The organism is Nitrospirillum guanabarense (genome assembly GCF_034653355.1).
GTDB lineage: Bacteria > Pseudomonadota > Alphaproteobacteria > Azospirillales > Azospirillaceae > Nitrospirillum.
This window is the reverse complement of the sequence record NZ_JAYEER010000004.1, coordinates 2,363,818-2,387,864: the sequence shown is the minus strand read 5'-3', so window position 1 is coordinate 2,387,864 and position 24,047 is coordinate 2,363,818. Positions and strand designations below refer to the sequence as shown.

Sequence of the window (24,047 nt, the reverse complement as noted above, 5' to 3'; positions counted from 1 at the left end):
GAGAGGGGCAGGCACCGGAAATCCAAACATCTTAGGGGGCCGTCCGGAGACACGATGAGCAAGAAGGTCTACCCCGACGCCGTAACCGCCCTGGCCGGGCTGTTGCGCAACGACATCACCGTCATGGCCGGCGGCTTCGGCCTGTGCGGCATCCCGGAAAACCTGATCGAGGCCATCCGCCTCTCGGGCGTGACCGGGCTCACGGTCGTCTCCAACAACGCCGGTGTCGATGGCTTCGGCCTGGGCGTGCTGTTGGAAACCAAGCAGATCAAGAAGATGATCAGCAGCTACGTGGGTGAGAACAAGCTGTTCGCCCAGCAGTACCTGTCCGGGGAGCTTGAGCTGGAATTCAACCCGCAGGGCACCCTGGCCGAGCGCATCCGCGCCGGCGGCGCCGGCATCCCCGCCTTTTTCACCAAGACGGGCGTGGGCACGCTGGTGGCCGAGGGCAAGGAGCTGCGCGAGTTCGACGGCGAGACCTATGTGATGGAGCGCGGCATCGTCGCCGACCTGTCCATCGTCAAGGCCTGGAAGGGCGACACGCAAGGCAACCTCGTCTATCGCAAGACGGCGCGGAACTTCAACCCGATGATGGCCACGGCCGGCAAGGTCACGGTGGCGGAGGTCGAGGAACTGGTGGAACCGGGCAGCTTCGACCCCGACCACATCCACACCCCCGGCATCTTCGTCCAGCGCATCATCAAGGGCGCCAAGTTCGAAAAGCGCATCGAGCAGCGCACCACCCGTCCGCGCGCGTGAAGGAGCTGACCTATGGCATGGACCCGTGAGGACATCGCCGCCCGCGCCGCCAAGGAGCTGCGCGACGGTTTCTACGTCAACCTGGGCATCGGCATCCCGACGCTGGTGGCCAACTACATCCCCGACGGCGTGCACGTCACGCTGCAGAGCGAGAACGGCATGCTGGGCATGGGCCCCTTCCCCTTTGAGGGAGAGGAGGACCCGGACCTGATCAACGCCGGCAAGCAGACCATCACCGAACTGCCGCACAGCAGCTTCTTCAGCTCCGCCGACAGCTTCGCCATGATCCGCGGCGGCCACATCGACCTGTCCGTGCTGGGCGCCATGCAGGTGGCGGCCAACGGCGATCTCGCCAACTGGATGATCCCGGGCAAGATGGTCAAGGGCATGGGCGGCGCCATGGACCTGGTGGCCGGCGTCAAGAAGGTGGTCGTGGTCATGGAACACTGCGCCGTCGACAAGAAGACCGGCGCGCTGGAGCCCAAGATCCTGAAGGCCTGCACCCTGCCGCTGACCGGCACCAAGGTCGTCGACATGATCATCACCGACCTGGGCGTCTTCCAGGTCGACAAGGAAGGCGGCACCGGCCTGACCCTGGCCGAGGTCGCCCCCGGCGTGACGGTGGACGAGATCCGCCAGAAGACCGAGGCGGAGTTCAAGGTGGGGCCCGGCCTTTGAGTCCGGAGAACCTCACCTGATGTATCGGCGGGCCGTCCCCCTGGGGCGGCCCGTTTGTTATTCTATGGGCCCAGCCGGGGGCCCAGCCGGCGGACGCCGGCGCCCGGCGTTTGAGGGCTGGAAAAACTCAGCTCGCCGCCCGCCCGGTGGCGGCCAGGCGCAGGCGCATCAGCGTGCCGTCGGCCCGCATGGCTTCGATGGCGGCATCCAGCGTTTCCATCGGCAGGGGCGACCGGGGGGCGTTGGCGCAGCGTTCCTCATGATCGCCCACCGTCTGGGGCAGGACGGTCAGCGCCTGGGCCCAGGTCTTGTCCACCGTCTGGCGGTAGTCGGCCTCCAGGTCGGTGGTCAGGATGGCGTCCACCCGCCGGTTGCGCAGCTTCAGGAAATTGCTTTCCGCGGACGGCGCGTCCTCCCGCTGCCAGGTGCCGTCGATGAAGGCCGCCTCCACCTCGCGCGGGTAACGGAAACCCAGGATGGCGCCGATGGGCCGCCCGGCCAGGTCGCCCAGGGTGCGCAAGCGCTCGCTGTCGGCCCGGCGGACGACCAGCACGCTGTGGCTGACCAGGATGGGGGTTGAGAAGCGGGCGGCGGCCACCTTGGGCAGCCAATCGGGGCTGTAGCCGCAGGCCAGGTCGATCGGGCCGTCGGCCAAGTCGGTCTCAAGGCGGTTGCGCGGTACCAGGCGGTAGAGCGGCCTGAAGCCGGTGCGCCGCGCGATCTCGTCGCCGATGGCCTTGATCAGGCCGCCCGCCACCTCGCCGTCCCGCAGGTCCACCAGCGGCGGCTGCTCCGTCTCCAGGATGCCAAAGACCAGGGCGGGGGGCTGGGCGCCAGCCTCACCGGCAAACAACGCCGCCGCGCCGGCCGCCAGGGCCGTGATCAGGAAAACAGCCCCGGCAAGGGTGGATCGTGGCACGGGCGCTGGGTGTCCTATCACGGGGAAGACGACGGTCTTCCCATCTAAGGCCCCGCCGCGATGCCGTTCAAGCGTGCCGTGGCGGGGCGAAGGGATAGGGGAATAGGGTCAGGCGCGGGCGCGCCAGCCGGGGGACTCGGCGTCCAGCAGGCGTTCCAGCTGCTGCACCCGCTGTTCCAGACGGTCGGCGCGGGCCAGCAGGTCGCCGGCGGCGTGATCCGACAGGCCCTGGGCCTGCAGCTCGCGCGCGCGGATCATGTAGCGGGTCACCAGGGCCACGATGGGGATCATCAGGGCGGCGAGGGGGATCAGCAGGGGGGACATGGGGCTTCGTCCTATCAGCGCTGGGCCAGTTGGCTCAGCTTGCGGTTGAGGTCGAATTCGGGGCTGGTGACGTGCCGCTCCATCTGGGTCACGCGGCGCTCCAGATCATCATAGCAGCGGAAGCGCTGGTCCTGCTGGCCGCGGCGCGCCTGGGCCATGGCCTCGATATCCTGCAGCTTCTGCATCGCCCGCAAGACGATGGCCACGATGGGAATGCACAGCGCCAAGAGGGGGACGAGTATCGGCGACATGGGGAAGGCCACCTGCTAAGGGTCGTGTGACGGGTAAATCTGGGGCATCGACGGGACCGGGCCGGTCCCGTCAGGCCACGCAATCTTAGATTATTTTGTGCCTGGTGACAGGCCCTGGCAACCATTGGGATGGGCCGCCGCAATAAACGGCCGGGGTGGCCGCCGCCGGGGAAGGGGACCGAAGGGTCCTTCCCCCGCATTCCCCCGTGCACGCCTGGAGACCTACTTCTCCAGGTCCTTGAACTGCCGCCGCAGGTCGAACTCGCGAGAGGCGACGGCGGTCTCCATGGCGCCGATCTCGCGATCCAGGTCGCGGAACTTGGCGCGTAGGCCGGCCAGGGTCTGGTCGGGGCGGGTGGTGACCGACCGCCAGAACACCTCTTCCTCGTTGCTGCCATACAGCCCTTGGGGCTGCGGCTTCAGCACGACGGCCAGCACGAGGTAGGCGATGATCGTGGCCGGGAAGAAGAACACCAGGCCCAGGACCATGCCCAGCCGCACCAGCCAGGCGTCGACGCTGAAGTAGTCGGCGACGCCGGCGCAGACACCGGCCACCTTGCCGGCGCGGGGGTTGCGATACAGGCGGTGGGGGTTGGGGCTGCCGAAGGTGCCGCCGCTCCCGTAAGTGCCGCCCTGGGCACCGGCGGCGGGGTTGGTCCAGCGGCTGCCGCCGCCATACCCGCCCGAGCCGCCACCGGAGGTCCCACCGGGGGGCCGCCGCCCGGGGAAGGGCGGCGGGTTAGAGCCTCTACCAGTCATTGCCGTGCCCTCCAGCCCGGGGCCTCCGCATCCAGGATCTTCTCCAGCTGCTGGATGCGGCTGTCCATTTCAGTGGCGCTGTGCCACAGGTCCGACAGCATGCGCTCGTCATCGACCGACAGTGTCTTGGCGACCCGCCACTTGGTCACATAGTGGGCGATGATCCACACCGGCGCCACGATGACCATGAAGATGATGGGTACGGCGACAAGTGCGTCCAGGTCCATGGACAGATTACCCCTGGTTCTTGGTCGCCAGCTTGGCCTTCAGGGCCTGCAGCTCGGATTCGACCTTGTCGTTGTTCTCCAGCTCGGCGATCTCGTCCGCCAGGCTGCGCTTGCGTCCCATGTCCAGGACTTCCGCCTTGCCTTCCAGGACGTCCAGGTTCCGTTCGATCTGGTCGAAGCGGGAGAAGGCGTCCGTGATGCGGTCGTCGTGAAGCTGGGTCTTGACCTTCAGACGCGCCGTGGCGGTCTTCTGGCGGGCGATGATGGCGCGTTCCCGCGTCTTGGCGTCCTGCAGCTTGGCCTGCAGCTGGCCGATGTCATCGTTGGTCTTCGCCAGGGCCTCGTCCAGGCGGCCCAGGTCGGTCGTCAGGCTGTCGGCGGCTTCGGCGATCTTGGCGCGGGCCATCAGGGCGCCCTTGGCCAGGTCCTCGCGGTCCTTGGACAGGGCCAGCTCGGCCTTGCGCTGCCATTCGTCGGCCTCACGGCGGAGTTCGACCAGGCGGCGCTCGATCTCCTTCTTCTCCGCCACGGTCTTCACCGCGGAGGAACGAACCTCGACCAGCGTGTCTTCCATTTCCTGGATGACCAGACGGATGATCTTCTCCGGCTCCTCGGCGCGATCCAGGATGGCGTTCAGGTTGGAATTGATGATGTCGCTGAGGCGCGAAAAGATGCCCATGAGTCAGGTCTCCTTCAGGCAAGGGCGATGAAAAGGTTGCTCAACACGGTGGCGACCGCAAGGATGATCCAAGCTTCAGCCGGCACGGCGCGGAAATCGTCCGCCAACATGGCCAGTTGGCTCTGGGCCCGGCTGGCGAAGAAGCCGGCATCGCCGGCCTTGTCGTGGATCGTGTGGTCGGTCATCGCTGCATTCCCCTTCGATGAGTTCCTTGCATTCGATCGTGTGTCCCTACATCAGCAAGGGGCGTGCCAATTGTATCTGGTGAGCGTAAGATATTGAAAATAAACAAAACACACTAAACGGCACTCTAGGCGAAGCCGGGCGACTTATCCAAATCCACGATTATGTGGCGAATTTCGCCAACCGGTGCCATGATCGGCCAGAACGCCCCCTTACGCGGTAGTTTCCGCCCCGCGAGCGAATCACCCATGGCCTCCTCCGCTACCCCGCCGTCCCTGGTCGGCCAGGCCGCGTCCTTCCTGCAACTGATGGAGCATGTGTCGCGGGCGGCGCCGCTGAACCGTCCCACGCTGGTGATCGGTGAGCGCGGCACGGGCAAGGAACTGGTGGCCGCTCGCCTGCACTATCTGTCGTCCCGCTGGGACAAGCCCTTCATCAAGCTGAACTGCGCCGCCTTGTCCGAGACGCTGCTGGAGACGGAGCTGTTCGGGCATGAGCAGGGCGCCTTCACCGGCGCGGCCAAGCGCCATGTCGGCCGATTCGAACTGGCCGATGGCGGCACCCTGTTCCTGGATGAGATCGCCACCAGCTCCGCCTCGGTGCAGGAGAAGATCCTGCGCGTCATCGAGTATGGCGAGTTCGAGCGCGTGGGCGGCACCCAGACGGTGTCGGTGGACGTGCGCGTGGTGGGCGCCACCAACGCCGATCTGCCCCGCATGGCATCGGCCGGAAAGTTCCGCGCCGACCTGCTGGACCGCCTGTCCTTCGACGTGGTGACCATCCCCCCCTTGCGGGCGCGGGCCGACGACATCCCCATGCTGGTCGACCATTTCGGCATCGCCATGGCGCGCGAACTGGGGCGGCCTTTCTTTCCCGGCTTCGCGCCCAAGGCCATGAGCCAACTGCTGGCCTATCCCTGGCCCGGCAACATCCGCGAACTGAAGAACGTGGTGGAGCGGGCGGTCTATCGCGCCCAGGGGGCGGAGCGGCCCATCGACGAGGTCATCTTCGACCCTTTCGACTCCCCCTTCCGTCCCGTGGCCATGCCCGGGGACCGGCGCGCCGGCCCGGTGCCGGCGGAGGAAGCGGAGGCCGAGGCGGCACCCGCCTCCTCCACCACGCTGGGCCCCACCGCGCCCGGCCCCGCAACGACGGCGCCGAGTGGTCCCTGCAACTTCCTGGAGCAGGTGGCGGATTTTGAAAAGGCGCTGCTGCGCGCGGCGCTGGAGCGCAACCAGTTCCACCAGAAACGCGCTGCCGCCGACCTGGGCCTGAACTACCACCAGTTCCGTGGCTACCTGCGTAAATATGAGCTGCTGGACCGCCGCAGCGCTGCGGAGTGAGTCGGCGCCATTTTTGCGTGTATCTTTCACTAGGACGCGACCGTGTCCGCCGGAGTTTTGCGGGGAGCCGCAGGCGGACTGCAAAACGAGGACAAGCCAAGGCCGAGGATGCGGCCGGCCGGCGCCTGAGGGGGCACGAAAACATGCGACCAAACGCCGCCCTGAAAACGCCCTTTTTGCCCTCTACCGCTGGATCGGGGCCGATGGGGCCGCCCGCAATGTCGGACGGTCAGGGCGCCTGGGGATGGCGAAGGGAAAAGGGGTCAGGGTTGACCAGCCGGCGCTTTCCGCAGGGTCACCCATCCCCTAGATAGGGCCTGTCACCGCCTGCCTTTCCCCGATGACCGGCGCTCCCAAAGGGACGCCCTAGTTGAGCCGCCGCCTTGAGCCCTGACGATACCGACACCTCGCTGCGCGCCTTCCGTCCCGTGGGCAGCCAGCCGGCGCCGCGCCGCAAGCCCGCCGCCCCGGCCAAGGCCGCCACGCCCCGTGTGACGCCCCGTCCGCGCCCGGACGAGGGGGACCACGGTGCCGGTGGTGGAAACAGCGGTGGCGGACAGCCGCCGCGCCGTCGTCCGCCGCCCGGCCGGCGCCCGGCGCCCAAGCGCCGCTCCGGTGGCCCGCGCATGCCATGGTGGGCGCGGGCGCTGGTGGTGCTGGGCATCTGGGGCGTGATGGTCTTCGCGGGGGGCGTCGCCTATTTCGCCTACGACCTGCCGGAGATCAGCCAAGTGGCGCAGTTCCAGCGCCGCCCCGCCGTCACCGTGCTGGCGGCCGACGGCAGCAAGCTGGCGCGCTTCGGCGACATGCGTGGCGAGACGCTGGAGGTGTCTGAGATTTCGCCGGATCTGGTCCACGCCGTCCTGGCGGTGGAGGACCGGCGCTTCTACAGTCATTTCGGTGTCGATCCGATCGGCATCGCCCGTGCCGCCTGGACCGATTACCGTACCGGCCACATGCGCCAGGGCGCCTCCACCATCACCCAGCAGCTGGCGCGCAACCTGTTCCTGTCGCCGGCCAAGACCATGCGGCGCAAGGTGCAGGAGGCCATGCTGGCCCTGATGCTGGAGCACCGCTACACCAAGGACCAGATCCTGGGCGCCTACCTGAACCGGGTATACCTGGGCGCCGGCACCTACGGCGTGGACGCGGCGGCGCGCACCTATTTCGACAAGCCGGCGACGGAGGTGAACCTGCGGGAGGCGGCGATCATCGCCGGCCTGCTGAAGGCGCCTTCCAAATACTCGCCCAGCGCCAACAACGAACGCACCGAACAGCGCATGGCCGTGGTGCTGGCCACCATGGTGGATGCCGGCTACATCACGGTGGAACAGGCCAAGGCGGTGGTGAACCAGCCGGCCCAGCCGCGCGCCAACCCGGCGGTCGAGGGCGACGGCCGCTACTTCGCCGCCTGGGTGGCCGACCAGGTCAACGCCTTCATCGGCCCCAATCACGGCGATCTGGTGGTGCACACCACTTATGACGCCAAGATGCAGCGGGCGGCGACGGCGCATGTGGCGGAAATCCTGAACGGCCCCGGCGCCGCCGCCAACGTCCACCAGGCCGCCGTGGTCATCATGGCGCCCGACGGGGCGGTGAAGGCCATGGTAGGCGGCCGCGATTACGACGAAAGCCAGTTCAACCGCGCCACCCAGGCCCTGCGCCAGCCCGGTTCCTCCTTCAAGCCCTTCGTCTACCTGGCGGCGCTGGAGGCGGGACGCACGCCGGACGATTTGATCCTGGACGCCCCCTACAAGCGCGGCAAGTGGGAGCCGAAGAACTACGAGCCCGGCTATATGGGTGAGATTCCGCTGCGCACGGCGCTGGCCCACTCGGTCAACACCGCCACCATCCGCCTGCTGGAAAGCGTGGGCATCGACCGCGCCATCGCCGCCGCCCGCCGCCTGGGCATCACGGCACCGCTGCGCCGGGACCTGTCGCTGGCCCTGGGCACCAGCGAGGTGACGCCCCTGGAGCTGACGGGCGCCTACACCGCCATCGCCAATGGCGGCCGCGCCGTCTTCCCCTACGGTATCACCGAAATCCGCGACGCCGACGACAGCGTGCTGTACCAGCGCAAGGGCAGTGGCGCCGGCTACGCCATCGCCGCGGCGGAGGATGCCAACCTGGTGCGCATGATGATGGGCGTGGTGCAGGTGGGCACCGGCAAGTCGGCCCAGCTGGGCGACCGCCCCATCGCCGGCAAGACCGGCACCACCCAGGACTATCGCGACGCCTGGTTCATGGGCTTCACCGCCGACTACGTCACTGGCGTTTGGCTGGGCAACGACGACGGCGATGAGATGAAGCGCATCACCGGCGGCACCCTGCCGGCCAAGCTGTGGAAGGCCATCATGACCGACCTGGAGCAAGGCCTGCCCGTGCGCGACTTGATCCCGCTGCAGCCGGCCGCCGTGCAGGACCAGGCCCCCGACGGCCCGGCCGTGCCGCCCCTGCCCACGGTGGAGACCGTGCCCCTGGACGGGGCCCCCACCGCCGCCGCCACGCCAGCCCCCGGTGTCCCAACGGTCGACACCACCGGTCAGGTCAAGCCAGAGGCGGTGCAGAAGGAAGAGGACCAGGACGACGACAAGGACGTCCCCGACCAGACCCCGTCCAACAAGCCCGACCCCATCGGCGACCTGCTGAACAAGCTGAAGAAAGAGCAGTAGTTTCGGGGGCCTCAGGGTGCCGGCGGCGCATCCGCGCCTTGGCTATCCTCGCTTTCCAGTCTCAGGGATTGATGGTGATCACCCCACCGGCTGATACAGGATCACGTCCTCGAACGCGGCCAGGGCCGGCTCCATCTCCGTGGCGATGGGGTTGTGGTGGGCCAGCACGCGGGCGGCGAAGCGGTTGGCCACCAGCATCTTGCGGCTGTCGCCCAGCTTCAGGTCGGCCACCGCCTCCTCGCACAACAGGGCCGTGGCCAGGGTGTCGGACAACAGGTCCAGCAGGCGCCGGCCGTGGCGGGGCGCCTGGTCGGGGTTGCGGCGCAGGTGGGACAGGGCGGCCCGGCATTCCTCCAGGGCGCCTTCCAGCAACTCGGCGGTATCGCCCGCCTGCGGGGGCAGGTCGGACAGGGCGGCCCCCACGCGGCCGAGGAAGATCTGGTCGCCGGGCCGCTTGCCCGCCACCAGGCGCAGCAGCTCCAGCGCCTGGATGTTGGCCGGCCCCTCCCACACGGCGGTCACCAGGCAATCGCGGTAAAGCCGCGCGGTGGGGAATTCCTCGGTATAGCCGTTGCCGCCCACCATCTCGACAGCCGTGCGGCAGGCCTTCACCGCCTGGTCGGCGGTGCGGTACTTGGCCAGCGCCGTCACCAGGCGCAGCCAATCGCCGCCCTGTTCGGGATCGCTATCCCCCGTCGCCAGGGCGTCGAAGGCGAACACGGACTCGAAGGACAGCGCCACCGCCGCCTCCAGCTCCATCTGCATGTCCAGCAGCTGGTCCTGCACCATGGGGTAATGGATCACGGTCTGGCCGAAGGCGGCGCGGTGCGCCGACCATCCCAGCGATTCGACGAAGGCGCGGCGCAACAGGCCGGCGGAGGCGACGGCGTTGTGGATGCGGCTGTACTCCAGGGCGGCCATCATGACCTTCAGCCCCTCGCCCGGTCCCGCCACCTCGAAAGCGGTGGCGCCATTGAGGTCCAACTCCGCCGTGGCCAGGCCGCGCGTGCCCACCTTTTCCTTCAGGCGGCGGACGCTGTAGGCGTTGGGCCGGCCATCCTCCAGGTGGCTGGGCACCAGGTAGCAGCTCAGGCCCTTGCCTCCGGCCGGGGCATCATCCGGCCGGGCGGTGGCCAGGGCAAGGCCGGACCCGGCATTGCTGGTGAACCATTTCAGGCCGTGCAGGGCCCAGGCTTCATCCGCCTTCACCGCGCGCGTGGTGGTGGCGCCCACGTCGGACCCGCCGTGCAGCTCCGTCGCCCAGGTGCCGCCGGACAGGGCCTGGCCGTCCATGCGCGTCAGCTGGGGCAGGAAGCGCTCGCGTACTTCCTTGGGCGCCAAGGTGTGCAGCACGTGGGCCACCGCCCCCGTCATGGTGACGGGGCAATGGATGGACACGTCCGCCTGGCTCAGCAGATAGCCCATGGTGAAGCAGGCGAGATGCCGGCCCGATGCACCCTTCTGATAGGGCAGGCCGACAGCACCCCGGGCATAGGCCTCGGCGTGGCATTCCACATAGCGGGGGTTGAAGACGATGTGGCCGGGTTGAGGACCATTGGGACCGTAAGGCTGGGGCACGTGCTGTGGATTGGCGTGGCGGTCAGTGTATTCCGCCTGCTCGTCCAGCGGGCCGCCGGCCCAGGCGCCGAAATCGGCCAGCCTGTCCTCATGCGCCGCCAATTCCTGCGGCGCGCGGCGTTCCAGCAGGTGCTGCAGGTTGATGTCGGCGATGTACAGGTTGGTGCCCCGGGCGGTGGGGGGAACCTCATCCGGCTCGATCATGTTTGCTCCCTCAAATGCCGGGCGCCCGCGTCCGCGGGCTTGGCTTCCTCGCCTTTCAGTCCACTCCGTTCCCCGAAAGGCTCCGGCGGCCCCGGTCGGGACCTAGGCCCGAGGCGTGGCCTAGGACCGGCATTCTCTCGGTAGTGTGCGCCATGGCGGCGATGAGGGGAAGTCAGCCGCCGCCGGCCAGGCCGGGGAACAGGTTGCGCAGGCCGGCGGCGATGGTTTCCACCGCGACCGAGGCCAGCAGCAGGCCGAACAGGCGGCTCATGATGTTCAGCCCGATCTGGCCCAGGCGGTTGCCGATGGGGCCGGCCAGGCGCAGGGACCCCCACAGCAACAGGCAGACAAAGACGATGCAGCTGATGATCAGGCCGCCGTGGATGGGGCCGTGGCCCTTCTGCATCTGGATGATGACGGCGGTGATGGCGCCGGGGCCGGCCAGCAGGGGCAGGCCCAGCGGCACCACGCCGATGGCGCTGCGCCCCTCCGCCTCGCTGGCCTCGCCCTCCGTCTGCTTCATGGCGGAAACGTTGGCGTTCAGCATGGACAGGGCGATCAGCAGCAGCACCAGGCCGCCGCCCACGCGGAAGCTGTCCAGGCTGGTGCCCAGCAGCCGCAGCACCAGGTCGCCCACCAGGGCCGAGACGATCAGGACGGTGGCCACGGTCAGCACCGCCTGGCGGGCGATGATGTTGCGTTCCCGCTGGCTGCGGCCCTCGGTCAGCCCGAGGAAAATGGGGATGGCGGCGAAAGGGGTCAGAATGGCGAACAGCGCGATGACGAACTTGCTGTATTCCTGCCACGACGCCACGAACGATGAAAAATCCAAGGCCACCCCCGCACCATGCCCGCGCCCAGTCGCGGGTTCGGGGCAGAGTAGCGTTGGCGGTGGCGGCGCTTCAACCGCTCAGCGTGCGGTTCCCTAACGGAAAAAACGCCGCCACGATGTCCAGCGCCACGTCCACGGCCGCCGCATCCACATCCAGGTGGGTGACCCAGCGCTGCATGCCGTAGGTGCCGGTGACGGCGACGCCGTGGGCCTTCAGGTGGGCATTGAAGGCGTCGGCCACGTCGGACGCCACGGCCACGAACAGGATATTGGTATCCGGTGGGGTGACGGTCAGGGCGGGGAAGGCCGAAAGGCCCTCGGCCAGGCGGCGGGCGTTGGCATGGTCGTCGGCTAGGCGGTCCACGTTGTGCTCCAGGGCGTACAGGCCGGCGGCGGCCAGGATGCCCACCTGGCGCAAGCCGCCGCCCAGCATCTTGCGGATACGCTGGGCGCGCGTGATCAGGTCGGCCTCGCCCACCAGCACGCTGCCCACCGGCGCGCCCAGGCCCTTGGACAGGCAGACGGACACGGTGTCGAAGCCGGTCGCCACCTCGGCCGCCGGCACGCCCAGGGCCGTCGCGGCGTTGAACACGCGGGCACCGTCCAGGTGGATGGCCAGGCCGTGGCGGCGGGCCAGGCCGACCGCGTCCCTCATATAGGACAGGGGCAGGGCGCGGCCGCCCAGCGTGTTTTCCAGCGCCAGCAGGCGGGTGCGGGCGAAGTGCGGGTCATCCGGCTTGATGGCGGCCTGGATGTCGGCCAGGGCCAGGGTGCCGTCCGGCTGGTGGGCGATGGGTTGGGGCTGGATGCTGCCCAGCACGGCGGCCCCACCCGCTTCCCAGCGGTAGCAATGGGCCATCTGGCCCACGATGTACTCATCGCCCCGGCCGCAATGGGCCATCAGCGCCGCCAGGTTGGACTGCGTGCCCGACGGCAGGAACAGGCCCGCCGCCTTGCCCAGCATCGCCGCCGCCGTCTCCTCCAATCGCTTCACCGTCGGATCGTCACCGAACACATCGTCGCCCACCTCAGCATCCGCCATGGCCTGCCGCATGGCGGGCGAGGGACGGGTGACGGTGTCGCTGCGGAAGTCGTAGCGGATCATGGCGAGACGTTCCTTTGAAGGCCAGGTCAGCGCGTCAAAACAGGCGCTGCAGGAGCAGATCCATGCGCTGATGCAGAATGCGAAGTATCTCAGTGAGGCCAGCTTGGTGCCGATAGACGATTAGATGTTTTTCGACCGCCAGAATGCGACAACCCTCGGCCAACTCGTCCCGCTTCCGGCTACCGGGCGATAAGGGATTGTCGCCCAATTTGCGAAACGCGTTCGTCAGGTGCCCGGTGTAGGTCAGCGCCTGGGTTTCGCCCCACTGATCGGCGGTATATGCCGCGATGGACTCGAGGTCGGCTTCCGCCAATTCAGTGAGGCGGAAGGGCATGGATCAGCTGGGTCGGGATTGGCGTGCCCGGGCAATGCCACGGGCAATGATCTCTTCCACGCTGCGAGTGGAGAAAAGACCTGCATCCGCTTGGCGGACGCCTTCCTGCACGGCGGCCCGCAACGCTTCCATCTCCAGCTGCTCCAGCCGGGCGGTCAAGGCGGCGTCGAGGACCGTATCAATGTCCTGGCCGGTTAGCGCCTGCAGGCGGGCCAACCGTTCGGCGGTGCTGTCCTGGATGTCGATGCGCTGGGTCATGCCGAATTATATGCGGGCGGGAACGGCTTTTGTCCATTCCCGCCCATGACAGGCTTCTTACTTGATGCCGTCGCCCAGCGCCTGGTCGATCAGGGCCTTGGTCTCGGCGACACCGTAGAGGGCGATGAAGCTGCCCATGCGGGGGCCGGTGCTCTGGCCCAGCAGCACCTCGTAGAGGGTCAGGAACCAGGCGCGCAGCTCGGGGAAGGGATGGCGCTTGCCGATCTCATAGACCTCGTTCTGCAGGGCCTCGGCATTGGTCAGCTGGTCGGCCGGCCAGTTCGCCAGGGCCGCCCGCAGTTCCTCCAGGGCCGCCCGCTCCACATCGGTGGGGGCGCGGTAGACCTTGGTGGGCTTCACCCGGTCCTGATAATAGGCGACGGCGTAGCCGACCAGCCGGTCCAGGAAGGGGCTGTTGGCGGGCGTGGCGGCCGGGGCGTAGCGGCTGATGAAGCCCCACATCACGTCCGCGTTCTCGGCGTTCGCGGCACCGGCCAGATTCAGCAGGATGCCGAAGGACAGGTTGGTTTTCAGCTGGTCCGCAGCGGTGGCCCACGCCGGCACCTGGCCGTTGTGGATGTGCCAGGCCGGGTTCTCCAGCGCCTTGGCCGGTTCCTCGCTCTTCAGCTTGTCGACGAAGGTCAGATAGTCGTCGACGGCGCGCGGGATGACATCGAAGAACAGCTTCTTGGCCGCCCGCGGCTTCTGAAACATATAGAGCGCCAGGCTTTCCGGCGGGGCGTAGCGCAGCCACTCCTCCATCGTCAGGCCGTTGCCCTTGGACTTGCTGATCTTCTGGCCCTTGTCGTCCAGGAACAGCTCGTAATTGAAGCCCTCTGGCGGCTGGGCGCCCAGGATGCGGCAGATCTTGCTGGCCAGCTCGACGGAGGGGATCAGGTCCTTGCCCGCCATCTCATAATCGACGCCCAGCGCGAACCAGCGCATGCCCCAGTCGGGCTTCCACTGCAGCTTCACATGGCCGCCGGTGACGGGGGTCTCGACTTTCTTGCCGTCCTCATCCTCGAACACCACGGTGCCGGCATCCGGGTTGATCTCCAGCATCGGAACCTGCAGCACGCGGCTGGTGCTGGGGCTGATGGGCAGGAAGGGGCTGTAGGTCGCCCGGCGTTCCTCGCCCAGGGTCGGCAGCATCACGCCCATGATCTCGTCATAGTGGCGCAGCACGGCCAGCAGGGCGTGATCGAACCGGCCCGAGGTGTACCAGTCGGTGCTGCTCTGGAATTCGTACTCGAAGCCGTAGCTGTCCAGGAAGGCGCGCAGGCGGGCGTTGTTGTGGTGGCCGAAGCTCTCATGCGTGCCGAAGGGATCCGGCACCTTGGTCAGCGGCTTGCCCAAATGCTCGGCCACCATCTCGCGGTTGGGGATGTTGTCCGGGACCTTGCGCAGGCCATCCATGTCGTCGGAGAAGGCGAACAGGCGGGTGGGCACGCCCGGCGCCAGCCGCTGGAAGGCCTGGCGCACCATGGTGGTGCGGGCCACCTCGCCAAAGGTGCCGATGTGCGGCAGGCCCGAGGGGCCGTAGCCGGTCTCGAACAGGACGTAGCCTTTGGGCGGGGCCTTGTCGCCGTAGCGCGCGACCAGCTTGCGCGCCTCCTCAAACGGCCAAGCCTTCGCCTCGCGTGCCAGTTCCTGTTCCGTCGCCATCGCGGTCACTCACGTCAATTCGGATGTGGAAAACGCCCGGCTCCACCCCAGTGCCGAGTCGGGCTCGGCACCCTAGGCGCTGCCAGGAATACGGTCAATCCGGGGTCTAGGCGGCCCCGCTCTGCGCTGCCGGTTCCCCTTCGCCATTTTCTTGCTCCTGGGGATCGTACACCCAGCGCCGGCGCGCCTCGGGCAGGGTGCCGGTGGCGATGGCCTCGCGCACGTCGCGCAGCAGGCGGTTCATGGTGGCGACGTTGTGGATGGACAGCAGCTGCATGGCCAGCAGCTCACCCGCCTTCAGCAGGTGGTGGATGTAGGCGCGGCTGAAGTTGCTGCAGGCGTAGCAGTCGCAGGCCGGGTCGATGGGCAGCGGATCCTCGCGGAAGCGGGAATTGCGCATGTTCAGCCGCTCCCCCTTCGCCTTGGGGGCCAGGGCCCAGCCGTGACGGGCGATGCGGGTGGGGCTGACGCAGTCGAAGGTGTCGATGCCCTGGACCACGCCGGCGAAGATGTCGCGGATGCCACCGATGCCCAGCAGGTGCACCGGCCGGTCGGGATGGGTGTGGGGCATGGTCATGGCCACCACCTCATCCATCTGCGCGGTGTTGGCGCCCAGGCTGCCGCCCACGGCGGTGCCGAAGAAGGGACGGTCCTTGGTGTATGTCGCGCTTTCCTTGCGCAGGTCCTCATACACCCCGCCCTGGATGATGCCGTAGAGGGCCTGGGGCAGGCCGTTGTAGCTCATGCCCCCGCCCTTCGCGAATTCCTTCAAGGACCGGTCGCCCCAGCGGTGGCTCAGCGCCATGGACTTGGCGGTATAGGCCCGGTCGACATGGAAGGGCGTGCATTCGTCGAACTGCACGATCAGGTCGGCGCCCAGCTTGCGCTGGATGTCGATGGACAGCTCAGGGGACAGGAACAGCTTCTCGCCGTTCATGTAGCTGCGGAAGGTCGCCCCCTTCTCGGTGATCTTCAGCAGGGTGGTGTCGCGCGTCTGGGTGCGGCGGCCCTTGATCTCATCCGCCACCGAGCCGTGGCCCATGGAGAAAATCTGGAAGCCACCCGAATCGGTCAGCATGGGGCCGTCCCAGCCCATGAAGCGGTGCAGGCCGCCCATCTTGGCGACGATGTCCGCACCGGGCTGGATCATCAGGTGATAGGTGTTGGACAGGATGATGTCCGTCTTCTCCGCCCGCATCTGCGCCGGCGTGACGCCTTTGATCGACGCCTTGGTGCCGCAGAAGATGAAATTGGGTGTGGAGATGGTGCCGTGCGGCGTGGTCAGCCGGCCCAGGCGCGCCCGGCTGTCGGGGGCCTTGTGGGTGATCTCGAACGAGAACCCGGGGTAGGAGGTCGGCAGATCGGACATGGGGACGGACTCTGAAACAAAAGGGATGAAGGGAAACAAAAGGGATGAAGGGCCGGTCAGGCGGTCGCCTTGGCCGGCAGGTGCGGTTTCAGCGCGCGGCGCGACAGGTACATGAAGGGGGTGTCCAGCAGGCTGGCGGCCACCCGCATCAGATAGGTGCCCAGGATGTAGGTGAACACCAGGGCGTGCCAGTCCACCGGCGTCTCGGCGAAGACGCGCCAGGCCAGCAGGCTGAAGACGGTGTTGTCGATCAGCGCCGACACCATGGTGGAGCCGTTGTTGCGCAGCCACAGATGCCTCTGCCCCGTCGCGCCCCGGATCTTCTGATAGATCCAGACGTCGCACAGCTGGCTGGCCAGGTATGAGGCCATGCCGGACAGGAACAGGGCCGGCGCCGGCAGGAACAGGGCCGCCAGATGGTCCTGGGTCGACAGCGCCCAGGCCATGTCCTCGCCCGCCTGTTCGGCATTCATGGGGCGGAAACCCAGGGTGATCAGCATCATCAGCGTGAACAGCAGATAGCCCGCGAAGCTGAGATAGATGCCGCGCCGCGCCGCCTCCCGCCCGTAATGCTCGGTCAGGATGTCGGTGGCGAGGTAGGTGGAACTGAACAGGATCGTGCCCATGGCCACGGGGTGTTCGTAGAAGGGGAATTGGACCGCCTTCAACACCTCGACGTTGGCACCGATGATGGCGACGATGATGTAGATATAAAGGCCGGACTGTCCGAACAGCCGGGCGAGCGCCAGGATGGCGCTGAAACAGAACAGCATCTGGCCCACCAGCAGTGCTGCTGGCGGCAAGCCGTTCAGAAAATCGACGAGAGCGGCGGGCGAGAGCGTCATGGGTGTGAGGCCCCAGCCCGCAGGCAAGGCGATCGTCACGCCGGAATGCTCATGGGCCGCAGGCGGGCCCGTCAGACAGCATTCACTCACAAGGATCGGGGCGGCACCCGATGGGGCCGCCCCATTCCCGGAAGGCGTGCGATGCTTAGGCGGCGGCCTTGTTGGCCAGGACCTTGGCGATGCGGCGCTTCACGCGGCGCGCATCCAGCGACAGCTCGCTGTCCTTCATGTCCAGCAGGGCGCTGTCCAGGCCGCCCTTGTGCTCGATCGTGCGGATGCCCTTGGTGGACAGGCGCAGACGGACCATGGTGCCCAGCGCGTCGCTCAGCAGCGAGGTCTCCTGGAGGTTGGGCAGGAAACGCCGACGAGTCTTGTTGTTGGCATGGCTAACGTTGTTGCCGAACTGCAGACCTTTGCCGGTCACATCGCACTTGCGGGCCATTGGAGCACCTTCACGGAATAACAAGAATGACGACCCCGGCGCACACCGCTCCGGAGGGAAGCGGCGATATAACCGAAGGGGCGGCGGAGAGTCAAGGGCGCCCCTGGAAAAACCAGGGGCCAGTCGCCGGCATCCCTGCCATGGCCTGACGGGGAATCAGACTAGAACAGGGGCCGGCGGCCACGGGGCGGTACAGATGACCACTCGGGCACCGGGAGTCAATGCCGTGCCGCTTTTTCTTGGGCGACGGACGGGGGCTATTCACGCACATCAATCCCCCGTCCGGGACATCTCCAGATCAACGCGGTGGGGTTTGCCTTTGTGGATGAACTCCCCCACGAAACTCAGCCTGTCCTTGGTACGGGCGTAGGTGATGCGCTCGCCGACATGGGGTCCGACGCCGTCGAACACCACGCTCTCCAGGCTGCACTGGCTGGCGACGAAGGTGACGGGCGCCGTCTTATCCTCCCAGGCGCGGGCCAGGGTACCATCGAAATGGCGCAACCGCAGGGTGACCTTGCCATCGGAGGGCGTCAGGCTCAGCGCCTCCACGAAATGAGGCGTGCCATCCTTGGCCGTCTCCCACGCGCTGCCGGCCAGGGTGCCGCCGGGCAGCAGGACCCAGCGCTCCTCGCCTGCGGTGTCGATGGCCGTGTTGCTCCAGGCGCCTTGCAGCCAGTGCAGGGCCTCCAGCGTGCAGGTCTCCGCCCGGGCCGGGGCGGACGCCAGCAGGGGCACCAACAGGATGGCGGCGATGGGGCGCATGGTCACTCCTCGTGGCGGAAGCGGGCAAGCAGAGACCGGGCCGCCATGGCTGGGGTCTGGGTACCGGCCGTGACCGCCGACTCGGCCCCGCCCAGCTGGGCGCGCACGGCCGGATCACTGGTGAAGGCCGCCAGCAGGTTTTCACGGATTTCATTCCACATCCAGGCGCGCGCCTGGTCGGCCCGGCGGCCGTCCAGCCGGCCGCTGGCGGCCTGAGCGTCGCGGAACCGTCCTATGGTGTCCCACACCCCGTCCACGCCCGTGCCCGTGATGGCGGAACAGCTCAGCACCGGCACGGTCCAGTCCGGCGTGGCTGGCCGCAGCAGCGCCAGGGCGTGGCGGTATTCGGCCACGGCGTGGCGGGCCTGGGCCACCAGGTCGCCGTCGGCCTTGTTCACCACCACCAGGTCGGCCAGCTCCACGATGCCCTTCTTCAGGCCCTGCAGCTCATCGCCGCCGGCGGGCAACAGCAGCAGCAGGAACAGGTCGACCATGTCGGCCACCGCCGTCTCCGACTGGCCCACGCCCACCGTCTCCACCACGATGACGTCGAAGCCGGCGGCCTCGCACAACAGCATGGCCTCGCGCGTGCGCCGGGCGACGCCGCCCAGGGTGCTGCCGGCGGGTGAGGGGCGGATGAAGGCGGCCGGGTCGCGCGACAGCTGCTCCATGCGCGTCTTGTCGCCCAGGATGGAGCCGCCGGTGCGCTGGCTGGACGGGTCGATGGCCAGCACCGCCACCTTATGCCCCCGGCCGATGACGTGCAGACCGAAGGCCTCGATGAAGGTGGACTTGCCCACGCCCGGCACGCCGGTGATGCCCACCCGCACCGACCGTCCGGCATGGGGCAGCAGCCGGGCCAGCAGGGCGTCGGCCTGGGCGCGATGGTCGGCGCGGGTCGATTCGATCAGGGTGATGGCCCGCGCCAGGGCCCGCCGGTCCCCCGCCAGCAGCGGTTCCGCCAGACCGGTGGGGTCAGGCGGCGACTCGGGCGGCAAGGGCGTCTCGGCGTTCATGGGGCAACCGGCCTCAGGCAAAGGGTCCTTCGGTGGTCCATACCCCAGAATTTTGGGCCGGGCGATTGCCGATGTCAAAAGCGGCCCATCAGGCGGCTATCGCCTTGGTGGCCATTGGCGCGCGGCATGCAGCAGACGAAGTATCCGCACAGTGTCGCCGGCCACTTGATAGATCATGATGTAATTGGGGTGGATGACCAATTCACGGGTTCCGGCGACACGGCCCGGCCGCCCGGCGCCATGATGCTTGGCCAAGAGAATGGCCCTTTTGGAGAAAAGATCGTCCAAAGTCAGAGGCGCGGCCAAGTTTTCCTGGGCGATATACTCCCGAATCTGTTTCCGGTTGACGGTCGCGGAACGCGTCCAAATCAGCTTCACGAGGCGAGGCCGGTCAGCTTGCGCCGGGCCTCGGCCCGCCATGCTTCCGCTTCCGCCTCCACCTCTTCCGCCGACACCGTGTCACCGGCATTAGCCTCATCGATACCCGCCTGAACCTCAGCTCGGAACCAAGCATCGTAATCGGCGGCCTCTTGCCGCTGCCGCACGAAGTCCCGCATGTAGTCGCGCAACAGTTGGGCACCGGTGCGATCATGGGACTTAGCGGCTTCGGCGAAGGCGGCTTTCAGCGTCTGATCCACCCGGAAGGTAAAGGTCGTTTCGGTCATGGGACCGCCTCATGTGTTACAGGGTGCGTGCATTGTAGCACGCACCCGTCACCCTAAAACAGGCTCGGTCGAGGCGTCATTTGGGGCGGCCACGCCGCCCTCCTTCACCGGGTCGGCCGTCTGTTGCCGCGCCCACAATTCGGCATAGGCGCCGCCCAGGGCCAGCAGGTCGGCATGGCGGCCGCGCTCGCGCACGCGGCCCTCCTCCAGCACGATGATTTCGTCGGCCTCCACCACGGTGGACAGGCGATGGGCGATGACCAGGGTGGTCCGCCCGCGGCTGACCTCGCGCAGGTTGCGTTGGATTTCCCGCTCGGTATGGGTGTCCAGGGCGCTGGTGGCCTCGTCGAACATCAGGATGGGCGGGTTCTTCAGGATGGTGCGGGCGATGGCCACGCGCTGCTTCTCGCCGCCCGAAAGCTTCAGCCCGCGTTCGCCCACCGTGGTTTCCCAGCCGTCGGGCAATCCTGCGATGAAGCCATCGATGTGGGCCAACACGGCCGCATGTTCCACTTGGGCATGCGTCGCCTCGGTTCGGCCGTAGGCGATGTTGTAGCGGATGGTGTCGTTGAACAGCACGGTATCCTGCGGAACGATGCCGATGGCGGCGCGCAGGCTGGCCTGGGTGATCTGGGTGATGTCCTGCCTGTCGATCAGGATGCGGCCGCCGTTGGCGTCATAGAAGCGAAACAACAGCCGCGACAGGGTGGACTTGCCGGCACCACTCGGGCCCACAATGGCCACGGTGCGGCCGGCGGGCACGGTGAAGCTGATGCCTTTCAGAATGGGCCGGCGCGGGTCATAGCCGAAGGACACGTCCTCGAACCGTACCTCCCCACCGCTGATGGCCAGCGGCTGGGCGCCGGGGGCATCAGCCACCTCGCGGTCCACGGCCAGCAGCACGAACATCTTCTCCATGTCGATCAGGGCTTCCTTCACCCCGCGATAGACGAAGCCGAAGACGTTCAGCGGCTGGTACAACTGCAGCATGTAGGTGTTCACCAGGACGAAATCGCCCAGGGTCAGGGTGCCGGCCTCGATGCCACTGGCCGCCATCCACATGACGATCACCAGTCCCACGGCGATGATGAAGCTCTGCCCCACGTTCAGGACGGATAGCGAGGTCTGCGTGCGCACCGCCGCCTGCTCATAGACCTTCAGCGCGCGGTCATAGCGTTGGGCCTCATGCTCCTCATTGCCGAAGTACTTCACCGTCTCATAGTTCAGCAGGGTGTCGATGGCGCGGGCGCTGGCCTTGGTGTCGCTCTCCACCATCTGGCGGCGGATGCGGGTGCGCCAGTTGCTGATGACGACGGTGAAGGCGATGTAGCCGCCCACGGCCACGAAAGTGACCAGGGCGAACCAGATGTTGAACAGGCGCCACAGGATGCCGGTGACCAGCAGGATCTCCAGCACCGTGGGCAGGATGTTGAACAGGGCCGTGGACAGCAGGGTCTCGATGGCCTTGGTGCCCCGCTCGATGGAGCGGGACAGGCCGCCGGTCTGCCGTTCCAGGTGGAAGCGCAGCGACAGGCCGTGCAAGTGGCGGAAGACGCTCAGCGCCGCCTTGCGCATGGCGCGCTGGGCCACCCGCTCGAACACGCTGTCGCGCAGTTCGCCGAAGGCCAGCGACAGCACGCGCGCCAAGCCATAGGACAGTATGGCCAGCACCGGCACCACGGCGGCGTGGGCCTTGATGCCCTCGCCCAGCTGGTCCACCGCGTGCTTGTAGAAGACGGGGATGGTGACGCTGGCCGCCTTGGCGCCCAGCAGCAGCAGCATGGAGACGATGACCCGCCCGCGGGTGCCCCACTCGCCCTTGGGCCAGACATAGGGCAGCAGCATGGCCAGCGCCTTGCCCTCCCCCATCTGCGGACGGGTGGGCCGGGGCTCGGGTGCTGCGGGCGATGGATGGGTGGATGTCTGGGTCATCAGCACTAGATGGGGCGGCGGGGCGGATCGGGTAGGGCGGGGCGGCCATGTCAGCGCCGGCCAGGTGGTGGCGCAGCGACGATCGTCACCGCCTGTCGTTCAGCAGTTGGCGGATGGCCTCGGCCAACAGGCGGTAGGCGCGGTCGTCGCCCTTGTCGGCGGCAGCGGCCGCCTTGTCCGCCTGGGCGCGAAAGCGGGCGTAGCCCTGATCGCGGCGCAGGCTGTCCCGTGCGCCGGCGGCCAGCACCTCGTCCAGGCTGGACGGCACGTCCACCTCCTGGGGCGCCGGTGTTTTGGCGGCGGGCGTCTTGGGCTTTGTGGGCCGTTTGAAGGGGGACATGGGATCGGCGCGCCCTCGGGGCCGTGGAACCGGGTCGGCCCCATCATGCCCCGATCACGGCGGCATCGCCAGCGCCGGGCCGGGCGGCACCTGGCGGTCGGGCGGGAAAATGACGGTGACGCGGGTGCCGCCGCCGGGCGGGCATTCCACCAGCAGGCTGCCGCCGTGCAGCTCCATCAGGCGGCGGACGATGAACAGGCCCAGGCCGCTGCCGCCATGGCGCCGGCGCAGCGAGGGCTCGGCCTGCAGGAAGGGCTGGGTGCCCAGGTTTTCCAGGACGTAGCGCGAGATGCCCGGGCCGGTGTCGGTGACCGACAGGGCCAGCCCCTCGCGCCGGATGTCGGCCGACACCGTCACCTGGCCGCCGTCGGGCGTGAACTTCACGGCGTTGCCCAGCAGGTTCAGCAGCACCTGGCGCAGGGCCGTGGGGTCCAGCATGGCGTGTAGGCCGTTGGCGCCCGGGGACACGGTGATCTCGATCTCGCGCCGCAGGTTGCCGGCCTGGATTTGGCGCACCGCCACCGCGACCTCGGCCGCGATGTCCACCACCTTGTCCTCCAGCTCGAACCGGCCGGCCTCCATGCGGGCGACGTCCAGGATGTCGTTCACCAGTTCCAGCAGGTGCATGCCGCTGACCCGGATGTCCTCGGCATAGTCGGCGTAGCGCGCGTCGCCCACGGGGCCGTAGGTCTGCTGGGTGATCAGTTCGCTGAAGCCGATGATGGCGTTCAGCGGGGTGCGCAATTCATGGCTCATGCTGGCCAGGAAGGCGGTCTTGCTGCGGCTGGCCATTTCGGCGTCGTGGCGGGCTCGGGCCAGCTGGCCGTCCGTCTCCTTGCGCACGGTGATGTCCATGAGCGAGCCCAGCAGGCGCGACGGCCGCCGGGCGTCGCATTCGTCGTCCGGCGCCACCGCCGGCCAGACGCCCTGGCCGCGGACATGGAACCAGCGGCCGACCCCGTCGGCGCAGACCATGGGCAGTTCCAGGTCGAAAGGCAGGCGCAGGCGCAGCTGGTCGCGAATTTGCCGGAAGGCCCGCGCCCGCTCCGCCTTGGGGATCATGCCCAGGACACGCCGGATGCGATGATGGCCCGGGGGCAGGTGCACCAGGGTCAGGGCCTGGCCGGACAGGTGCAGGCTGTCATCGCCCAGGTGCCAGTCCCAGATGCCGACGGCCGAGCCATCGGTGGCGAGTTCGTACCGTTCCTTTTCCTGGCGTATGGCCTCGGCCGCCAGATGCTGGGCCGTCAGGTCGATGGCCATGCCGACGTAGCCCAGCCGCTCACCCTCGCGCGCCGTCACGGGCACGGCCTCGCACAAGACCCAGACGACGCGTCCATCGGGGCGGCGGATGCGGAATTCCTCGGCGTAGCGCTCGCCCAGCTGGGTGGCGGTCATCCAGCGGGATTGCGCCCGCTTGTGATCCTCGGAATGGATCAGCCACCATTCCCAGCTGCCGCCGGGATCCAGTTCCGCCGGCATGCCGGTTATCTCGCGCAGGCGGGGATTGCGGTAGGTGATCTGGCCGGCGGAATCGACGTGGAAGATGCCCACGGGCGCCATGTCGGCCAGCGCGCTGTAGCGCGCTTCGCTGATGGCCAAATCCCGGGTCTTGCGGGCATCGGCGGCCAGGGCGCGCAGCAGCACACGGTGCAGCAGCAGGGCCGTGACCAGGACGAAGCCGACGCCCTTGGCCGGCCCCACCCAGGCCGCGTGGACGGGCCCCAGCGTCACGTCCAACGCAATGTCGGACCCCAGGACCCACAACCCGCCCAACAGGGCGTAGCCCAGGCAAATCCGTGTCGCCGCCCCCAACCGCACCCCGCGTCCCCGTCCTTTTCACCGGTCTGGAACGCCCCCTCGAAAGGTGAGGTTCCCGTCGGCCGGGCTTAACCAATGGGGG

Annotated in this window: 27 protein-coding genes; 4 read left to right on the top strand and 23 right to left on the bottom strand. The window is 68.0% G+C overall.

Annotated elements, in window-relative coordinates; translation table 11 throughout:
- Positions 1-54: 54 nt before the first annotated feature.
- Positions 55-759: a CoA transferase subunit A gene (locus UAA55_RS29170; protein WP_322957229.1), complete on the top strand. Its 705-nt coding sequence runs from the start codon at positions 55-57 to the stop codon at positions 757-759.
- 12 nt (positions 760-771) lie between these two features.
- A complete protein-coding gene (locus UAA55_RS29165; RefSeq protein ID WP_322957227.1) occupies positions 772-1,437 on the top strand; it encodes a 3-oxoacid CoA-transferase subunit B in 666 nt (221 codons plus the stop codon).
- A gap of 127 nt (positions 1,438-1,564) precedes the next feature.
- Here the strand turns inward: UAA55_RS29165 and UAA55_RS29160 are convergent, their stop codons facing one another.
- The 7 genes from UAA55_RS29160 to UAA55_RS29130 all read right to left on the bottom strand — a co-directional run bounded on the left by UAA55_RS29160 (position 1,565) and on the right by UAA55_RS29130 (position 4,781).
- The gene (locus UAA55_RS29160; RefSeq protein ID WP_322957225.1) at positions 1,565-2,356 is read right to left on the bottom strand and encodes a substrate-binding periplasmic protein; all 792 of its coding nucleotides are present in this window, start codon (positions 2,354-2,356) and stop codon (positions 1,565-1,567) included.
- A gap of 108 nt (positions 2,357-2,464) precedes the next feature.
- Positions 2,465-2,680 (bottom strand): hypothetical protein, encoded by a 216-nt coding sequence (locus UAA55_RS29155; protein WP_040845461.1) that lies wholly within the window; start codon positions 2,678-2,680, stop codon positions 2,465-2,467.
- Positions 2,681-2,694: 14 nt separating this feature from the next.
- Positions 2,695-2,931, bottom strand: coding sequence for a hypothetical protein (locus UAA55_RS29150; RefSeq protein ID WP_138918615.1), 237 nt, complete (start codon positions 2,929-2,931; stop codon positions 2,695-2,697).
- Positions 2,932-3,153: 222 nt separating this feature from the next.
- A complete protein-coding gene (pspC, locus tag UAA55_RS29145; protein WP_322957224.1) occupies positions 3,154-3,690 on the bottom strand; it encodes an envelope stress response membrane protein PspC in 537 nt (178 codons plus the stop codon).
- The gene (gene pspB, locus UAA55_RS29140) at positions 3,687-3,917 is read right to left on the bottom strand and encodes an envelope stress response membrane protein PspB (protein WP_040845458.1); all 231 of its coding nucleotides are present in this window, start codon (positions 3,915-3,917) and stop codon (positions 3,687-3,689) included. Before pspB ends, pspC begins: the two co-directional genes overlap by 4 nt.
- Positions 3,918-3,924: 7 nt before the next feature.
- Positions 3,925-4,596, bottom strand: a complete 672-nt coding sequence (pspA, locus tag UAA55_RS29135; protein WP_322957223.1) for a phage shock protein PspA — start codon at positions 4,594-4,596, stop codon at positions 3,925-3,927.
- A 14-nt stretch (positions 4,597-4,610) separates the two neighbouring features.
- Positions 4,611-4,781 (bottom strand): hypothetical protein, encoded by a 171-nt coding sequence (locus UAA55_RS29130; RefSeq protein ID WP_157999463.1) that lies wholly within the window; start codon positions 4,779-4,781, stop codon positions 4,611-4,613.
- A 246-nt stretch (positions 4,782-5,027) separates the two neighbouring features.
- Here UAA55_RS29130 and pspF point away from each other — a divergent pair, with 246 nt between their 5' ends.
- On the top strand, positions 5,028-6,122 hold the full coding sequence (pspF, locus tag UAA55_RS29125; protein WP_322957220.1) for a phage shock protein operon transcriptional activator: 1,095 nt from the start codon (positions 5,028-5,030) through the stop codon (positions 6,120-6,122).
- A 383-nt stretch (positions 6,123-6,505) separates the two neighbouring features.
- A complete protein-coding gene (locus UAA55_RS29120) occupies positions 6,506-8,794 on the top strand; it encodes a transglycosylase domain-containing protein (RefSeq protein ID WP_322957218.1) in 2,289 nt (762 codons plus the stop codon).
- A gap of 78 nt (positions 8,795-8,872) precedes the next feature.
- On the opposite strand, the gene UAA55_RS29115 is transcribed toward UAA55_RS29120, so the two are convergent.
- The 16 genes from UAA55_RS29115 to UAA55_RS29040 form a co-directional block, all read right to left on the bottom strand.
- On the bottom strand, positions 8,873-10,576 hold the full coding sequence (locus UAA55_RS29115) for an acyl-CoA dehydrogenase family protein (RefSeq protein ID WP_322957217.1): 1,704 nt from the start codon (positions 10,574-10,576) through the stop codon (positions 8,873-8,875).
- A 172-nt stretch (positions 10,577-10,748) separates the two neighbouring features.
- Entirely contained in the window at positions 10,749-11,408 is a 660-nt protein-coding gene (locus tag UAA55_RS29110) for a MarC family protein (RefSeq protein ID WP_322957216.1), read from the bottom strand.
- A gap of 70 nt (positions 11,409-11,478) precedes the next feature.
- A complete protein-coding gene (gene ltaE, locus UAA55_RS29105) occupies positions 11,479-12,513 on the bottom strand; it encodes a low-specificity L-threonine aldolase (RefSeq protein ID WP_322957215.1) in 1,035 nt (344 codons plus the stop codon).
- Between the two features lie 34 nt (positions 12,514-12,547).
- The gene (locus tag UAA55_RS29100; RefSeq protein ID WP_322957214.1) at positions 12,548-12,847 is read right to left on the bottom strand and encodes a type II toxin-antitoxin system RelE/ParE family toxin; all 300 of its coding nucleotides are present in this window, start codon (positions 12,845-12,847) and stop codon (positions 12,548-12,550) included.
- Positions 12,848-12,850: 3 nt separating this feature from the next.
- Positions 12,851-13,105 (bottom strand): hypothetical protein, encoded by a 255-nt coding sequence (locus UAA55_RS29095; protein ID WP_322957212.1) that lies wholly within the window; start codon positions 13,103-13,105, stop codon positions 12,851-12,853.
- Between the two features lie 57 nt (positions 13,106-13,162).
- Entirely contained in the window at positions 13,163-14,770 is a 1,608-nt protein-coding gene (locus UAA55_RS29090) for a lysine--tRNA ligase (protein ID WP_322957211.1), read from the bottom strand.
- Positions 14,771-14,876: 106 nt separating this feature from the next.
- On the bottom strand, positions 14,877-16,139 hold the full coding sequence (gene tgt, locus UAA55_RS29085) for a tRNA guanosine(34) transglycosylase Tgt (protein WP_322957210.1): 1,263 nt from the start codon (positions 16,137-16,139) through the stop codon (positions 14,877-14,879).
- Positions 16,140-16,195: 56 nt separating this feature from the next.
- Complete coding sequence (locus UAA55_RS29080) at positions 16,196-16,984, bottom strand: queuosine precursor transporter (RefSeq protein WP_322957209.1); 789 nt, start codon at positions 16,982-16,984, stop codon at positions 16,196-16,198.
- Positions 16,985-17,129: 145 nt separating this feature from the next.
- Positions 17,130-17,426, bottom strand: a complete 297-nt coding sequence (rpmB, locus tag UAA55_RS29075; RefSeq protein WP_040846783.1) for a 50S ribosomal protein L28 — start codon at positions 17,424-17,426, stop codon at positions 17,130-17,132.
- A 270-nt stretch (positions 17,427-17,696) separates the two neighbouring features.
- Positions 17,697-18,191 carry a DUF6265 family protein gene (locus UAA55_RS29070; protein ID WP_322957207.1) on the bottom strand — a complete coding sequence of 165 codons (495 nt, stop codon included), beginning with the start codon at positions 18,189-18,191 and terminating at the stop codon, positions 17,697-17,699.
- A gap of 2 nt (positions 18,192-18,193) precedes the next feature.
- Positions 18,194-19,207: a methylmalonyl Co-A mutase-associated GTPase MeaB gene (gene meaB / locus UAA55_RS29065; RefSeq protein WP_322957206.1), complete on the bottom strand. Its 1,014-nt coding sequence runs from the start codon at positions 19,205-19,207 to the stop codon at positions 18,194-18,196.
- A gap of 96 nt (positions 19,208-19,303) precedes the next feature.
- Positions 19,304-19,627 carry a type II toxin-antitoxin system RelE/ParE family toxin gene (locus UAA55_RS29060; RefSeq protein ID WP_322957205.1) on the bottom strand — a complete coding sequence of 108 codons (324 nt, stop codon included), beginning with the start codon at positions 19,625-19,627 and terminating at the stop codon, positions 19,304-19,306.
- Entirely contained in the window at positions 19,582-19,872 is a 291-nt protein-coding gene (locus UAA55_RS29055; RefSeq protein ID WP_322957204.1) for a CopG family ribbon-helix-helix protein, read from the bottom strand. Before UAA55_RS29055 ends, UAA55_RS29060 begins: the two co-directional genes overlap by 46 nt.
- Positions 19,873-19,920: 48 nt before the next feature.
- On the bottom strand, positions 19,921-21,804 hold the full coding sequence (locus UAA55_RS29050; RefSeq protein ID WP_322957202.1) for an ABCB family ABC transporter ATP-binding protein/permease: 1,884 nt from the start codon (positions 21,802-21,804) through the stop codon (positions 19,921-19,923).
- Between the two features lie 85 nt (positions 21,805-21,889).
- Positions 21,890-22,144 carry a hypothetical protein gene (locus tag UAA55_RS29045; protein WP_322957200.1) on the bottom strand — a complete coding sequence of 85 codons (255 nt, stop codon included), beginning with the start codon at positions 22,142-22,144 and terminating at the stop codon, positions 21,890-21,892.
- 54 nt (positions 22,145-22,198) lie between these two features.
- A complete protein-coding gene (locus UAA55_RS29040) occupies positions 22,199-23,965 on the bottom strand; it encodes a sensor histidine kinase (protein ID WP_322957198.1) in 1,767 nt (588 codons plus the stop codon).
- Positions 23,966-24,047: the final 82 nt, after the last annotated feature.